The sequence below is a fragment of the Ochrobactrum chromiisoli genome (assembly GCF_026241335.1).
Taxonomy (GTDB): Bacteria; Pseudomonadota; Alphaproteobacteria; order Rhizobiales; family Rhizobiaceae; genus Brucella; species Brucella chromiisoli.
Map to the genome: position 1 here is coordinate 1,057,517 of NZ_JAPHAV010000001.1, position 13,403 is coordinate 1,070,919.

Sequence of the window (13,403 nt, forward strand, 5' to 3'; positions counted from 1 at the left end):
TAATCAAGAGTGATAAAAATTTCGATTGACGCCATGGGCGGTGATTTTGGCCCTGAAGTGGTCATCCCTGGTGCGGCGAAGGCGCTTGAGCGTCATCCTGATACCCGGTTTATCTTTTTTGGACTTGCCGGACAGGTTGAACCGGTGCTTGCGCGGTATCCGAAACTTCAGGCTGCATCTGAATTTCGCGCCAGTCAGGTTGCGGTCAAGATGGATGACAAACCAAGTCAGGCGCTGCGTTCGGGGCGTGGTAAGTCTTCCATGTGGCAGGCAATTGAAGCGGTAAAAACCGGCGATGCCGATGTCTGTGTTTCCGCTGGAAACACCGGTGCACTGATGGCAATGTCGAAATTCTGCCTGCGTATGCTTTCCGATGTCGAGCGCCCGGCAATCGCCGCCATCTGGCCAAGCCTGCGCGGCGAAACCATTGTGCTGGATGTCGGCGCAACGATTGGTGCCGATGCGCGACAGCTTGTTGATTATGCCGTCATGGGCGCTGGCATGGCGCGCGCGCTGTTTGAGGTTCGTAAGCCAACAGTGGGTCTGCTCAACGTTGGCACTGAAGAGATCAAGGGCCTTGATGAGATCAAGGAAGCCGCGCAGATTTTGCGGGATACCCCCTTGGCAGGTCTGGAATATACCGGCTTTGTCGAAGGCAATGACATTGGCAAGGGCACAGTCGATGTGGTCGTGACCGAAGGCTTTACCGGCAATATTGCACTCAAAACCGCTGAAGGGACTGCGCGTCAGACGGCAACTTTGCTGCGTCAGGCCATGTCCAGAACGCTCCTTGCCAAGATCGGATATATTTTTGCGAAAGGTGCGTTTGATCGTGTTCGCGAGAAAATGGACCCGAACAAAGTCAATGGCGGTGTGTTGCTTGGCATGAGTGGCGTTGTCATTAAAAGCCATGGCGGTGCGACCGCAGAAGGATTTTGTTCTGCAATTGAAGTCGGTTATGACATGGTGCGCAACAAGCTTCTCCAAAAAATTGAAGCGGATCTGGCGCATTTCCATCATAGTCATCCGCACGCTGCGTCTACTGACGGCAATGGAAGCAGCTAAGTAAATAAGGCCCCCCAATACACGGGCACTAATTTTGACCAGCATACGTGTGTTTCGCTGTAGTCAGGCTAGGACAGGAAAAACGATGATAAGATCTGTCGTAAGAGGAATTGGTTCTGCTCTCCCCAAGCGGATCATGAAAAATTCTGATTTTGAAGGCGTTATAGAAACCTCTGACGAATGGATCGTTCAGCGCACAGGCATTCGCCAGCGCCACATCGCAGGCGAGGGCGAAACCACCGTATCATTGGGCGCAGATGCCGCACGTGCTGCATTGGAAAATGCAGGCCTTCAGCCATCCGATATCGATCTGGTGCTTGTTGCGACTTCGACCCCAAATCATACTTTTCCGGCCAGTGCAGTGGAGATTCAGCGTGAGCTTGGCATCACGACCGGATTCGCATTCGACTTGCAGGCGGTTTGCAGCGGCTTCATCTATGCCATAACCACGGCCGATCTTTATATCCGTGGCGGTCTGGCCAAGCGGGTGCTGGTGATTGGTGCCGAAACATTCTCGCGCATTCTCGACTGGAATGACCGCACGACCTGTGTGTTGTTTGGTGACGGTGCAGGCGCACTTGTGCTTGAAGCATCCGAAGGCAAGGGGCTGACGTCTGATCGTGGTATTCTGACTGCAAACCTGCGATCCGATGGCAATCACAAGGAGAAACTGTTTGTCGATGGTGGTCCATCCACGACCCAGACAGTCGGTCATCTGCGAATGGAGGGCCGCGAAGTCTTTAAACATGCCGTGGGCATGATCACCGATGTGATTGAGGCTTCTTTTGCAGAAACAGGCCTGACAGCTGACGATATTGACTGGTTTGTGCCGCATCAGGCCAACAAGCGCATCATCGACGCTTCAGCGAAAAAGCTGAATATTGCCGAGGATAAGGTGGTGATCACCGTTGATATCCATGGAAATACCTCTGCGGCTTCCGTTCCGCTGGCGCTCGCAACAGCGGTTGCGGATGGCCGGATCAAGAAGGGCGACCTCGTTCTTCTGGAGGCAATGGGCGGTGGATTTACCTGGGGCGCGGTTTTGTTGCGCTGGTAATTGGAAATTTGATAGGCCGCGAGGAAACTCGCGGCTTGACCGAAGGCCGTTTATCTGTGTAACCTCCTGTCACTTAAGGATATTATCTGTTCAAACGCTAACCAGGTAGGTTCGGTCATGGGAGGTAAGACGGTCACACGCGCTGATCTGGCAGAGGCTGTTTACCGAAAGGTAGGCTTGTCCAGAACAGAATCGGCAGCTTTGGTCGAAATGATTCTCGACGAAGTCTGTGATGCCATTGTGAACGGCGAAACTGTAAAACTGTCGTCCTTTGCGACATTTCAGGTTCGTGACAAGAATGAACGCATCGGGCGCAATCCGAAGACCGGTGAGGAAGTTCCAATTCTCCCACGTCGTGTCATGACATTCAAAGCATCAAATGTTCTCAAGCAGCGTATCCTGCAAGAACACCAGAAACGCGGCGCAAAATCGGCGAAATAGCTGTTTTAAAAGATAAAATAGAATTTTTATGAAATCGCTCTTCGGGGCGATTTTTTCGTTTTTGAAGATCCCGGTCTTAGAGCATTGCCTGTTTTGATTGAACCATCGGAAAGGCCCTATCTATTTGTCTTCATGCATTATCCCGCGCAAAACCGCTTCGCACTTTTGCTGGAAATGCTCTTTCTTCCTGTCATATTTGAACAGGTGCTTATAAAGTTATTCTATTATATAATGGATAAATGGAGTGACTCGTTTCTCTAATATAATGAAGCGATTAATTGGGGCTTTTCGTTTAGCAATTTTATGTTAAACGCGTCCAATTATTATGATATTTTGGCTGGCACTGAGTTATGTGCCGATTGCCATTTGAACTATCTGGGCTGGCAGGCTTGCTGAACGGCAAAGCCAAACCACTGGAAAGGGCAAGCAGATGGACAAAAGCCCTGATGCATTCAGGACTATCAGTGAAGTTGCAGAGGATCTTGATCTTCCGCAGCATGTGTTACGTTTTTGGGAAACACGCTTTACCCAGATCAAGCCCATGAAGCGGGGTGGGGGACGCCGCTATTATCGTCCGCTTGATGTGGAACTGCTCAAGGGCATCCGTCATCTGCTTTATGATCAGGGTTACACGATCAAGGGCGTGCAGCGTCTGCTTCGTGAAAACAATGCGCAATTCATTATTGCGCTTGGCAACGGCGATGTGCAGGCCATTGAAGCGATCACACGCCAGAAACAGGCGGTGGCTGATAAGCAGGCGATGGAAAACGCTGCTGATAATGAAATGGCGCTGCCAAATGGCATCAAACCACCGCAACCGGCTCGCAAGCTTTTTGGCTTGTTGAAAGGTGAGGAGGATGGCCCGATCGGCGCCGATGGTAAGCGTCCATCCAAGGATAACCGGGGCTTGTTGCAGGAAGCGCTTTTTGATCTTCTAGAGTGCAAGCGCCTGCTGGATCAGGTTCGATAAGATAAAAGGGAGGCTCTTGCCTCCCTTTTGTTTTTTTCAAATCTATGATGATGATAATTTCAGGCCGATAATGCCTGCCAATATCAAAGTAACGCTGGCGACACGGAAAAAAGTTGCAGCCTCACCCAGAATGACGATTCCGACAATGAAGGCACCCACGGCACCGATGCCGGTCCAGATAGCGTAAGCAGTGCCAAGCGGCAGACTGCGCATTGCAACGGAAAGCAGGGCGAAACTACCGATCATTGTAACGATTGTGATGATGCTTGGCGTTAGCAGCGAAAAGCCTTCCGACTTTTTCATGAAATAGGCCCAGACGATTTCGAGGCTGCCAGCAAGTACAAGATAAACCCATGCCATTATGGTGCTCCTTGGGTATGGGCCGTCCCATAGTGAACACAGACGCGGGTCGTCCCGCGCAGTTCTTAGATAGAGTTATTTTTTCCGACTGCAAGCATGAATTGAGCGGCTTTTACGCTATTCTGAGGTTCATGCCCATTCATTTAATAGATCCGCAACACGCTCTGTCTGAAGCGGGAGGGCGAGGGGGGCGTTTTTTGTTCTGACACTAGACACGCCATGCATCTGTGTTCATTTTGTTCTTTTTTCATATTTTAAGGGCTTGCGGTTTAAACCTTTATAATCTAGTGATTTTTCATGGTTCGGAGCGTAGCGCAGCCCGGTAGCGCACTTGACTGGGGGTCAAGGGGTCGTGGGTTCGAATCCCGCCGCTCCGACCATTTAAAATCAAGGACTTAGACCCCATCCTTGAAGTTCTCGAAAATCGAAAATAGCCACCGTGTCGCCACGAAACACAGAAACGTGCGGCAATATTATACACCGTGGCTATCTGGCTCATTTGCGAGTTGCGATGCGCTCGTCAATCCAGCTGTCAACCTCAGCGCGGACAAAGGCTATGCGCTTCACTGTCAGTTGAATCGGCTTCGGAAAATGACCTTCTTTTGCCAATGCCGCAATTAGGAAACGTGACATGGTCGTGGCTTCGGTGACTTCCGCAAGCGACATCAATCGCGAAGAGGGGTTATGATACGAATTGTCTTCGGGCATTTGGCCTCCTAGTTAAGTGCAATTGACACAAGGCTTGGTGAAGGCCATATGCCGGTTGTCGGGGTGGTACCCGAAAGGAAACGGAGAGTTGGTGGCGAAAGTCTCCTCGTGGCTCTCCGGATTACGGAGGACGGCGGCTTACGGGTGGTGCCGGGCATAACGCCGTCCTTTATTGATTCATGCAGCTGGAACAAAAACGCTTCGATCTCGTTTTCTTATTGATAAACAAGGAGATCATTATGCTCACAGCTGGCGTTATGTGGCTTTTCGGTGTGCCGCTTGTCGTTGTTGTCCTGATTTATTTCTTCATTCTCAGAAGACGTTGATTTTTGCAGCCACCGGCTGTTGATAGCCGGTGGCGTATTCCTTCCTCGTGCGTGGTACTTCGCGCTGGTGAGACGCGAAAACAATGGCGATCCCGGCAGGATTCGAACCTGCGACCTACGGCTTAGAAGGCCGGTGCTCTATCCAGCTGAGCTACGGGACCGAATTTCTAACGCCTACGCGGGTCGGTATAGACGATGATGGCTATTACGGACCATGATCCGACAATGCCGCAGACGCAGCCAATAACGAATGATACTAAGTCCATTAATCTGACCCCACTCGCGGTTGCGCTTTCGCAGCCTGGTCGTTACGGACCACGCGCCGTTTAAGCGTTTTCAAATACGACGGCTCTTTCGTGGACGGCTTGTGGTTACCCCGCAGGTTCCTCTTATATCCCGTACTCACGACGGAACCTCGTCGGACAGCTCTTTCTGCCACGCTGCAAGTGCGCGCTGCAGTCTATCGGCATTGTGAGCGATCTGACGCGCGAGGAAGTCCTGCCGCACGTCGTCCTTGTCAAAGAGGTCGGTGAGAATGAGCGACAACGCGTTGTTGTCGTTAACGGCCTGTACCAGACGTTCTTGAGGAGTCATGCTGCTGTTTCCTTAAACTTAATGCCTTCGATGATTTTGATGAGCTGGCGCCGATTGTAAGTCGCTACGTGCTCACCGCCGTGATGAAGTTCCCAGCCAATGGCATCGTGATGCTTGCCGAGAACGAATGCCTTGCCGTTGATGAAAACGGTCGCGCCTTCGTGGAAGATATTGTCGTAGGTCATGATGCGGATTTTCATGCTGCCACCCTCAGCCGTAGAACGCTTTACGGACTTCCCGCGATGAACAGCGTATATTCGCAATGTTTATGTCGATCACTTCCAGCATGTCCGACAGCGGCTCGTAAGCCAGTTCTTGACCTTTGACATTGATCTGCCGGTAGGCCCGAAACTCTGTGAGGAAGGCCTGCATGATTTCGTCTGTCGCAATGGCCAGACGGTGCAGCTCTGATATCTTCTCCTCATTATCAAATATCTTGTCTCTATCGGACAAGGCTTCGCCGCCGGCCGGCGCAGGTGTGCGTGGCATGATGGTCTCCTCGATTAATAGTTTGGTAACTGTGTTTGGCGGTTTGCGTTGCGTCCTCGCTAATTACACTTTAAAGGTATTTTAATGCACCTAGAGTGTCAACACCTGAAGCGTATTTTTTTACACCTGAGGGGTATTTATGCTGACTGCTGATCAAGTGAGAGCCGCTCGCGCATTTCTTAAGTGGAAACAATCTGACCTGGCTACGCGATCGAGCTTGTCCGAGGAAACAATCAAGAGAATTGAGAAATTAGGTGGGCCGCTCCTTAGCGTTAATACGAGTACACTACATGCAATTGAAAATGCCTTCACAGCAGCCAACATTGAATTCATCAACACACCTGACCATGAGGGCATAGTTAGAAATTTAAATAAGTTTCAAAAATAGATTTTGGTAGATCAGCCACTAGCAAACTCGTCAGGCTATCGTGAAATGCATCAAATTATTTGGTTTTTATGCGCTGTCTTTGGTTTTGTATCTTCAGCCAGCGCGATGGACGTTCGAATAGACAAATCAAATGGTCCCATGGGCCCTAGCATTGGAGTGCATTTGACCGGTCCTATTGTAACAGGTGATGCTGAGAAGGTTTGGAACGCAGTTCGGCAGAGCAATATTGAACAACCGGGTACAAATATTCATGTCATGTTATCCTCTCCTGGAGGATCTCTTCAGGAAGGTTTGGAACTAGGTCGCTTGCTAGCGAGTCTGCCAAAGATACTACCAATAACTGTTTCTTCTGCAGTTTCTGAAAATGGTCATGCAAGCGATTGCGCAAGTGCATGTGTATTGATTTATTTGGGGGCCACATTCCGCTTCTTAGACCCAAGCAGCCGTATAGGTGTCCATCAGTTCGCATTCGATAATGCCAGTGGGATTGAAGCCACTACTGCAACATCCATCTCTCAGTTGTTATCCGCAGAGGTAACTGAATATCTGCGAGAAGTTAATGTCGATACAAAGCTATTCTCATTTATGTCAAAGACCAATCCTGAAGAAATACATTGGGTTGATCATGAAATTCTTAAGAATTTAGGGGTCTTAAACGAATTCGTTTACGACGAATCGTCTGAGTATAAGAATGCTGACGGCCAGTATTATCTCCTTCTAAGGCAACAGAGTTACTTCGGAGAGAATAAGATTATAGCTGCATGCGAAAAAGGAGATATGGTGTTCATTGCCTACCTCCAGCCGCCTAGGCTTGATGTAATTGCAGAAACTGAACACGAGCTTACTGTAATTGCAGATGGGCATGAATTCCGCCCAACGTTTTATGAAAAACCGACGCCGACGGCTAGATTTAGTAGCTCATTGTTCGAACTTGATCAGCAGCAACTCCAGCGTTTGATAAACGCGAGGTCAGTCGGTGCTAGAATGAAAATCCCTGGAGACAGTTTGTTTTTTGGATTTGAAATGGTGCTAAAAGATACGAAACTCAAGGATACTATAAGCGGTTGTAGTAAGCACTAAGCTTTTCGTCACGTACAGCTACTTCAAAAGCGAGGTTTTCACTTGCCTCTCCCTAACGGTGCGATCTAAATTCCATTAACAACATTTGGGGGCAAACATGGCTGCTAATGCCGCAAAACTCATTGGTCTTTTTAGTTTGGTTGCGGCTGCGCTCCTGGCTATAGTCGGACTCGCAGCGCTAGACCGTGGCGGCGTATTCTTTCTAGTTTACGGAGCATCAGCTCTTGTGACCGGCGTTTTCATGTTTTGCATCTCGGCTATCGTAGAAAACACCGCCCGCTCAGCGGCCGCACAGGAGCGCTTGGCCGAGAAGCTGGGGAAGTGAAATGGCAGATTTTTCCTATTCTTCGGAATGAACGCCATCTATTGAATATCTATATGCGGGGCATCGATTATGGCGGTTGTTAAAGCACTAATTTTGAAAAACTTTAAACGTTTTAAAAATTATGAAGTGGAGTTCGACCCTGAACTAAATATTCTAGTCGGTGAGAACGAAGCTGGAAAAAGTTCCATTCTTCAAGCCTTGGACTACGCACTTAGCGCTAGCAGAAGCAAACTTGAATCAGTAGGTCTCGAATCTTTATTCAATAAGGATTGCATTTCGGAATTTCTAAAAGGCGATAGGAAAATTGCTGATCTACCCGAGATTTTAGTTGAAGTATATCTTGAAGGTCTTACCGATAAGCCCGAATTAGATGGCCGAAACAATAGCAAGAGAATTGACCATATTGGCATAAAAATGGTCTGTCGACCAGTTGAGGAGTTCACAAAGGAAATACAAGCTGTACTCGCTCAAGGTAATGATAGTTTCCCTTTCGAATACTATGCCATTCAGTTTCTCACCTTTGCAGACGAAGCATTATTTCCATTTAGAAAACCTATAAAACATATACTTATAGATAGCGCTCAGATTAATAATGAATATGCCACTCGGGAATACACACGCGAGATGTACGCATCTCATGCTTCTGTAGCGCAGCGTAATGCTAATAGTTATGAGTACCGAAAGGCGAAACAAAAGTTCAAAAATGAGGTGCTTAAGTCAATTAACGATGAATTGGATACATACAACTTCGACATTCGTACAAGTCATAAAGCGAACGTCGATACAGATATCATAATCACTGAGAATAATATACCTATTGATAATAAGGGTAAGGGAAGACAGTGCTTTATCAAAACTGAGTTTGCCCTAAAGAACCGCGAGCACATGTTAGATGTTCTTTTACTCGAAGAGCCTGAGAACCACCTAAGCCCTGTGCATATGCATAAGCTTATTGACCGCATCAGAGCTTCGGTTAAAAAGCAGCTTTTTATAGCGACCCACAGCAGCTTTATTGCGACCCGTCTAAATCTGAAAAAAGTTCTTATACTGAGCGAGAATAATGCTGATCGCCCTACGTCACTTCAACATTTAACTGCGGACACCGCTACTTTCTTTATGAAGGCACCCGATAATAATGTTCTGGAGCTTGCACTTTGCAATAAAGCTATACTCGTCGAGGGGGATGCTGAATTCATCTTAATGGATAGCTTATACAAGAATAGTACGGGCGGAGCCACAACTGAGGCTGACGGCGTCCATGTGATATCGGTGGATGGAACAAGTTTTAAACGTTATCTCGAACTCGCCAGGCTAGTTGGCATCAAGGTTGCGGCTATTCGAGATAACGATGGTGACTATCAAGCGAATTGCGTAGATAATTACGCAGAATATGTATCGGACTATATCCAGATTTTTGCGGATCAAGATGATGAGCGTTATACTTTCGAAGTCTGTGTTTACCGTGATAATACGGTAATCTGTGAGGCAGAGTTTTCAGCAGGTCGCAAAAAACTGACTGTTGAAGAGTATATGCTTAAAAACAAAACAGATGCCGCATTCCATTTGCTCGCCAATAAAGGAGATGAGCTCGTAACTCCGGCTTACATGAGGATGGCGATCAAGTGGATAAGAGCGTAATTTTTGCGGTAGCGGGAGCCGGAAAAACATCACATTTGGTAAATCAACTGGATGCGGAAAAGCGGTTCCTAATTATTACATACACTGAGGCAAATTATGAAAACCTACGAAGGAGGGTATTATTACAATTTGGCTATATGCCACCTAATATAAAAATATACACATATTTTAGTTTCTTGCATAGTTTTTGCTATAAACCATTTCTTAGGGCTGAGAAGCAAACAAAAGGCATAACCTTTAAGTTGCCTGCACCTTTCCCAAGGTATGCACTGGCGGATGATCGCCGTTTTATTTCTCCCAGCAGACGAGTATATTCAAACAGGCTAGCCAAGTTCATTGAGCAATCGAAACTGATGGGCGACGTCATTGCACGAGTGGAGAAGTATTTCGATGTATTATTCGTCGACGAGGTTCAAGACTTCTCGGGGCATGATTTTAATTTTTTGATCGCGATTAGTAAAGCACAGCTCAGGATCACTTTTGTGGGTGATTTTTTCCAGCATACATTCGATACTAGCCTTGACGGCAATGTGAACTCCAACCTTCATAGTGATTATACCAGCTATAAGGCCCGGTTCAAAAATGCAAATCTAAATGTCGACACGGAAAGTCTTATAAAAAGTTATAGATGCAGTAAAAGTGTCTGCGATTTTATTACTGATAAAATCGGGATTTCAATCGAGTCTCACGATGGGCGCGAGACTGTTGTTAGCTACCAGGACGACGCAGATGAAGTCACTAGAATATTTAAAGACACTGATACTGTGAAACTATTTTTGAAGGAGCATCATAAGTACGATTGTCATTCTCATAACTGGGGCGCATCTAAGGGCATCGACCGTTATCAGGACGTTTGTGTCGTACTCAACCCTGCTAACGTGAGAGCTTGGCAGGCCGGTGATTTTCGAAACATCAATGCTCAGACAAGAAATAAACTTTATGTTGCATGTTCTCGTGCGAGGGGCAGCTTAACCTTTGTGCCTGAAAGCTCGTTAAAAAGCTATAAGCGGCGTTAAATTTCGGGTCGTGGAATTAATCACCTCGGCACCTCAATCAATTTGAAACTGGCCGTCGGAAAATGACCGCTTGCCATTTGAAAGCTGTCCTTCACGAGTCGAGTGTTCATCTCGGGACGCTTAAACCGCACGGTTGCACCGTAACGGCCCGATTGCTACCGCCTGTTTAAGCAAGGCCTCGTGACGTAAGACACGTCTTTAGCGACGTCGTTAATGACGTGTCTTGAGATTGAGGTAGACGATGCGGATGGAGATACTGGGCCACGAACGCCGACGTCGGTGGCGGGCCGAAGAGAAGCTTGCGATAGTCAATTCGGTTGGGGTTGATGGCGCGACCGTAACAGAAGTTGCGCTACGTCACGATGTATCGCGTCCGCAGATTTATATGTGGCGTAGCGAGTTGAAGAGGAAGGGGCTTCTGCCTCCCTCGCCGGAGCCCTTGTTTCTTCCCGTTGACATGACTGCCGCTCCGTCCGGCTCTGAGGCGAACAGTTCCGTCGATGCTTCATCCTCAATGGTTGAATTGCAATTGCGCTGCGGCCGCCGTCTTTGTTTTGACAGCCAAGTGGAAGGCGCGGTGCTGACGCGGCTCATCCGGGCGGTGGAACAGGCATGATTGGACCGGGCACCGGCGTTCGGGTTTACCTTGCCTGTGGCGTCACAGATATGAGGAAGGGTATTGAGGGCCTTTCGATGTTGGCTCAGGATGTCTTGCGTCAGAAGCCAACTGGCGGAGCGGTCTTCGCTTTTCGCGGGCGGCGTGGTGATCGGGTGAAGCTCCTGTATTTTGATGGCCAGGGATTTTGCCTTTATTATAAAATTCTGCAGAAAGGCCGTTTCCCCTGGCCCTCAGCGGCCGATGGGACGGCTCGACTGACAGCCGCGCAACTGGCGATGCTATGGGAAGGAATAGACTGGAGGCGTCCGGACTGGGGTGCTCCGCCGGCACGTGTCGGTTGATTTTTATCTTACTGAAACTACTTGTTTTTATGGCGTTCTGCCCTGACTTATGCTAGTCAGGATCATGTCGAATGCGAGCTCAATTCTTCCTGACGATCCAGCCTTTCTGAAGGCGATGATCACCGCCTTGCAGGCGGAGAATGCGAAGATGTCGGCGGCGTTGAAAGCGCATGATCACCTGATCCAGGGTTTGAGGCTGCGCATTGCCCGGCTGAAGAAACAGGTCTTCGGCAAGTCTTCTGAAAAGATTGAGCGGGAAATTGCGCAACTGGAGCTGGCGCTGGAGGATCTGTTGATCGCCAGTGCCGAACACGAGGCTGCGCCCGTTGAAGAGCTTGAAGACGAGATGGCTTGCGTCCCGGAGGAGACTTCACAGCCCCGGCCTCTGCGTCGACGTCCGCGCGTATCGGAAAATGCCGTTCGCGAACGCCGGGAACTTGATCCCGGTCATTGTTGTCCTGCCTGTGGCGGAGAATTGCGCCTTGTCGGAGAGGATGTCAGCGAAATCCTCGACATGATCGCAGCGACGATGAAGGTCATTGAGATCGCCCGACCAAAGAGGTCGTGCCGTTGCTGCGAGAAAATGGTGCAGGTTCCTGCGCCCAGCCGCCCAATACCCGGCAGTATGGCGGGTGCCGGGCTTCTGGCCTATATCCTGGTCTCGAAGTTCGATGATCACCTGCCGCTCTATCGCCTCAACGAGATCTTCGCGCGGATGGGTGCCGATATACCTGACAGCACATTGGTGGACTGGTGCGGTCGTGCCATGCAAGTGCTTCGGCCGCTGATCGAGCGAATTGAGAAGGAGATCATGAAAAGTGATCTCCTCCATGCTGACGATACCCCGATCCGGGTGCTGGATCGCTCACTGCGCGACAAGGAACTGGGCAAAGGTGTGAAGAAGGGCAGGATCTGGACATATGTCCGCGATCAGCGTCCATGGGCAGGCGGCGCACCGCCGGGTGCGGTTTATTACTTCGCTCCCGACTGGAAGGAAGAGCACGTCCATCATCATCTGCGAGAAGCGAGCGGCATCCTCCAGGCTGATGGTTATAAAGGCTACGCAAAACTATACGAACCTGATGCGGGTGGGAACTGCCGCTTCCGCGAGGCTTCCTGCTGGGCGCATTGGCGGCGTGACTTTCATGATATCTGGGTCGCGAACAAATCCGTGATTGCGCGCGAGGCTCTCGATCGGATCGGAGCGCTGTATGATATCGAGCGGGATATTGCAGGCCGGCCCGCCGATGTACGGCTCGCCACGCGCCAAAAGCACAGCAAGCCGAAGGTCGAGGAACTGCGCGCATGGGCGGAAAAGCAGTTGCTTAGCATTCCGGGCAAAAGCGAACTGGCGAAAGCTTTGCGCTATGGGCTGAGCAGATGGCCGTCACTCTGCCTGTTCCTGGAGGACGGTCGTGTGGCCATAGACAACAACGCTGCGGAGCGAGCCCTGAGGCCCATTGGTGTTGGACGTCGGAACTGGTTATTCGCAGGCGCTGATACTGGCGCGGAAACTCTGGCACGTGCCATGACGATCATTGAAACGGCGAAGATGAGCGGTCTCAATCCGCAGGCTTATCTGGCCGATGTGCTCGACCGCATTCACGATCACAAAATCAATCGGCTCGATGAGTTGCTCCCATGGAATTGGGTGCCTCTCGGAGCAGAACATGCTGAGGCAGCCTGATGGCCACGGTCACGTTTTTCTACACCACAGACTATGTCGCTGAAATGCTCAACGAGGATGCTGACCTTCTGTATGCGATCATCCGCAATGACGATAACCTGACTTATGGAAATATAGTCACTGTCGTAACCGGCGAGGATCAAACCACTTCCGCTCTAACGGACGACGGCATCGATGAACTCAGACAGATACTCGCCGACGCGCGTCAATCAGCCGAAAAATGGCAAGAATTCCTCGAATGCTTTGTCGATGACCAAGAAGTCGTCGAACGTGTCAAGACATATTCCCCACGGTAACAA

Annotated in this window: 17 protein-coding genes and 2 tRNA genes; 13 read left to right on the top strand and 6 right to left on the bottom strand. The window is 49.5% G+C overall.

Annotation, left to right across the window (positions count from 1 at the left end):
* Window positions 1-9 precede the first annotated feature (9 nt).
* The 4 genes from plsX to OPR82_RS05070 all read left to right on the top strand — a co-directional run bounded on the left by plsX (window position 10) and on the right by OPR82_RS05070 (window position 3,533).
* Window positions 10-1,065, top strand: a complete 1,056-nt coding sequence (plsX, locus tag OPR82_RS05055; RefSeq protein WP_265983389.1) for a phosphate acyltransferase PlsX — start codon at window positions 10-12, stop codon at window positions 1,063-1,065.
* A gap of 85 nt (window positions 1,066-1,150) precedes the next feature.
* A complete protein-coding gene (locus tag OPR82_RS05060; protein WP_265983390.1) occupies window positions 1,151-2,122 on the top strand; it encodes a beta-ketoacyl-ACP synthase III in 972 nt (323 codons plus the stop codon).
* 117 nt (window positions 2,123-2,239) lie between these two features.
* Complete coding sequence (locus OPR82_RS05065; RefSeq protein ID WP_265983391.1) at window positions 2,240-2,563, top strand: integration host factor subunit alpha; 324 nt, start codon at window positions 2,240-2,242, stop codon at window positions 2,561-2,563.
* Window positions 2,564-2,993: 430 nt separating this feature from the next.
* A complete protein-coding gene (locus OPR82_RS05070; RefSeq protein WP_265983392.1) occupies window positions 2,994-3,533 on the top strand; it encodes a MerR family transcriptional regulator in 540 nt (179 codons plus the stop codon).
* 42 nt (window positions 3,534-3,575) lie between these two features.
* Here OPR82_RS05070 and sugE read toward each other — a convergent pair whose 3' ends face one another.
* On the bottom strand, window positions 3,576-3,893 hold the full coding sequence (sugE, locus tag OPR82_RS05075; protein WP_265983393.1) for a quaternary ammonium compound efflux SMR transporter SugE: 318 nt from the start codon (window positions 3,891-3,893) through the stop codon (window positions 3,576-3,578).
* Window positions 3,894-4,196: 303 nt separating this feature from the next.
* On the opposite strand from sugE, the gene OPR82_RS05080 reads away from it, so the two are divergent.
* Window positions 4,197-4,273: transfer RNA gene (locus tag OPR82_RS05080), tRNA-Pro, on the top strand.
* Window positions 4,274-4,388: 115 nt separating this feature from the next.
* Here OPR82_RS05080 and OPR82_RS05085 read toward each other — a convergent pair.
* The 5 genes from OPR82_RS05085 to OPR82_RS05105 form a co-directional block, all read right to left on the bottom strand.
* A complete protein-coding gene (locus OPR82_RS05085; protein WP_265983394.1) occupies window positions 4,389-4,601 on the bottom strand; it encodes a helix-turn-helix transcriptional regulator in 213 nt (70 codons plus the stop codon).
* Window positions 4,602-5,011: 410 nt separating this feature from the next.
* A tRNA-Arg gene (locus tag OPR82_RS05090) sits at window positions 5,012-5,088 on the bottom strand.
* Window positions 5,089-5,329: 241 nt separating this feature from the next.
* Entirely contained in the window at window positions 5,330-5,521 is a 192-nt protein-coding gene (locus OPR82_RS05095) for a hypothetical protein (protein WP_265983395.1), read from the bottom strand.
* Window positions 5,518-5,721: a hypothetical protein gene (locus OPR82_RS05100; RefSeq protein ID WP_265983396.1), complete on the bottom strand. Its 204-nt coding sequence runs from the start codon at window positions 5,719-5,721 to the stop codon at window positions 5,518-5,520. Before OPR82_RS05100 ends, OPR82_RS05095 begins: the two co-directional genes overlap by 4 nt.
* A gap of 10 nt (window positions 5,722-5,731) precedes the next feature.
* The gene (locus tag OPR82_RS05105; RefSeq protein WP_265983397.1) at window positions 5,732-6,010 is read right to left on the bottom strand and encodes a hypothetical protein; all 279 of its coding nucleotides are present in this window, start codon (window positions 6,008-6,010) and stop codon (window positions 5,732-5,734) included.
* Between the two features lie 433 nt (window positions 6,011-6,443).
* On the opposite strand from OPR82_RS05105, the gene OPR82_RS05110 reads away from it, so the two are divergent.
* The 8 genes from OPR82_RS05110 to OPR82_RS05145 all read left to right on the top strand — a co-directional run bounded on the left by OPR82_RS05110 (window position 6,444) and on the right by OPR82_RS05145 (window position 13,400).
* Window positions 6,444-7,478 carry a COG3904 family protein gene (locus tag OPR82_RS05110; protein WP_265983398.1) on the top strand — a complete coding sequence of 345 codons (1,035 nt, stop codon included), beginning with the start codon at window positions 6,444-6,446 and terminating at the stop codon, window positions 7,476-7,478.
* Between the two features lie 97 nt (window positions 7,479-7,575).
* On the top strand, window positions 7,576-7,803 hold the full coding sequence (locus OPR82_RS05115; protein ID WP_265983399.1) for a hypothetical protein: 228 nt from the start codon (window positions 7,576-7,578) through the stop codon (window positions 7,801-7,803).
* Window positions 7,804-7,872: 69 nt separating this feature from the next.
* Window positions 7,873-9,441, top strand: coding sequence for an ATP-dependent nuclease (locus OPR82_RS05120; protein ID WP_265983400.1), 1,569 nt, complete (start codon window positions 7,873-7,875; stop codon window positions 9,439-9,441).
* Window positions 9,426-10,457, top strand: coding sequence for an AAA family ATPase (locus OPR82_RS05125; protein ID WP_265983401.1), 1,032 nt, complete (start codon window positions 9,426-9,428; stop codon window positions 10,455-10,457). The genes OPR82_RS05120 and OPR82_RS05125 overlap by 16 nt, the downstream gene beginning before the upstream one ends.
* A gap of 241 nt (window positions 10,458-10,698) precedes the next feature.
* A complete protein-coding gene (gene tnpA, locus OPR82_RS05130; protein ID WP_265983403.1) occupies window positions 10,699-11,073 on the top strand; it encodes an IS66-like element accessory protein TnpA in 375 nt (124 codons plus the stop codon).
* Complete coding sequence (tnpB, locus tag OPR82_RS05135) at window positions 11,070-11,417, top strand: IS66 family insertion sequence element accessory protein TnpB (RefSeq protein ID WP_011982990.1); 348 nt, start codon at window positions 11,070-11,072, stop codon at window positions 11,415-11,417. The genes tnpA and tnpB overlap by 4 nt, the downstream gene beginning before the upstream one ends.
* A 64-nt stretch (window positions 11,418-11,481) precedes the next feature.
* Window positions 11,482-13,104 (top strand): IS66 family transposase, encoded by a 1,623-nt coding sequence (tnpC, locus tag OPR82_RS05140; protein ID WP_265983404.1) that lies wholly within the window; start codon window positions 11,482-11,484, stop codon window positions 13,102-13,104.
* Window positions 13,104-13,400 carry a hypothetical protein gene (locus OPR82_RS05145; protein WP_265983406.1) on the top strand — a complete coding sequence of 99 codons (297 nt, stop codon included), beginning with the start codon at window positions 13,104-13,106 and terminating at the stop codon, window positions 13,398-13,400. The genes tnpC and OPR82_RS05145 overlap by 1 nt, the downstream gene beginning before the upstream one ends.
* Window positions 13,401-13,403: the final 3 nt, after the last annotated feature.

Coding starts and splice junctions, on each gene's coding strand:
- OPR82_RS05065 (WP_265983391.1), top strand. CDS start 2,240: ATGGGAGGTAAGACGGTCACACGCGCTGATCTGGCAGAGGCTGTTTAC.
- OPR82_RS05085 (WP_265983394.1), bottom strand. CDS start 4,601: ATGCCCGAAGACAATTCGTATCATAACCCCTCTTCGCGATTGATGTCG.
- tnpC (WP_265983404.1), top strand. CDS start 11,482: ATGTCGAATGCGAGCTCAATTCTTCCTGACGATCCAGCCTTTCTGAAG.
- tnpB (WP_011982990.1), top strand. CDS start 11,070: ATGATTGGACCGGGCACCGGCGTTCGGGTTTACCTTGCCTGTGGCGTC.
- OPR82_RS05120 (WP_265983400.1), top strand. CDS start 7,873: ATGGCGGTTGTTAAAGCACTAATTTTGAAAAACTTTAAACGTTTTAAA.
- OPR82_RS05110 (WP_265983398.1), top strand. CDS start 6,444: ATGCATCAAATTATTTGGTTTTTATGCGCTGTCTTTGGTTTTGTATCT.
- OPR82_RS05095 (WP_265983395.1), bottom strand. CDS start 5,521: ATGACTCCTCAAGAACGTCTGGTACAGGCCGTTAACGACAACAACGCG.
- OPR82_RS05115 (WP_265983399.1), top strand. CDS start 7,576: ATGGCTGCTAATGCCGCAAAACTCATTGGTCTTTTTAGTTTGGTTGCG.
- OPR82_RS05105 (WP_265983397.1), bottom strand. CDS start 6,010: ATGCCACGCACACCTGCGCCGGCCGGCGGCGAAGCCTTGTCCGATAGA.
- OPR82_RS05060 (WP_265983390.1), top strand. CDS start 1,151: ATGATAAGATCTGTCGTAAGAGGAATTGGTTCTGCTCTCCCCAAGCGG.
- tnpA (WP_265983403.1), top strand. CDS start 10,699: ATGCGGATGGAGATACTGGGCCACGAACGCCGACGTCGGTGGCGGGCC.
- OPR82_RS05145 (WP_265983406.1), top strand. CDS start 13,104: ATGGCCACGGTCACGTTTTTCTACACCACAGACTATGTCGCTGAAATG.
- OPR82_RS05100 (WP_265983396.1), bottom strand. CDS start 5,721: ATGAAAATCCGCATCATGACCTACGACAATATCTTCCACGAAGGCGCG.
- OPR82_RS05070 (WP_265983392.1), top strand. CDS start 2,994: ATGGACAAAAGCCCTGATGCATTCAGGACTATCAGTGAAGTTGCAGAG.
- sugE (WP_265983393.1), bottom strand. CDS start 3,893: ATGGCATGGGTTTATCTTGTACTTGCTGGCAGCCTCGAAATCGTCTGG.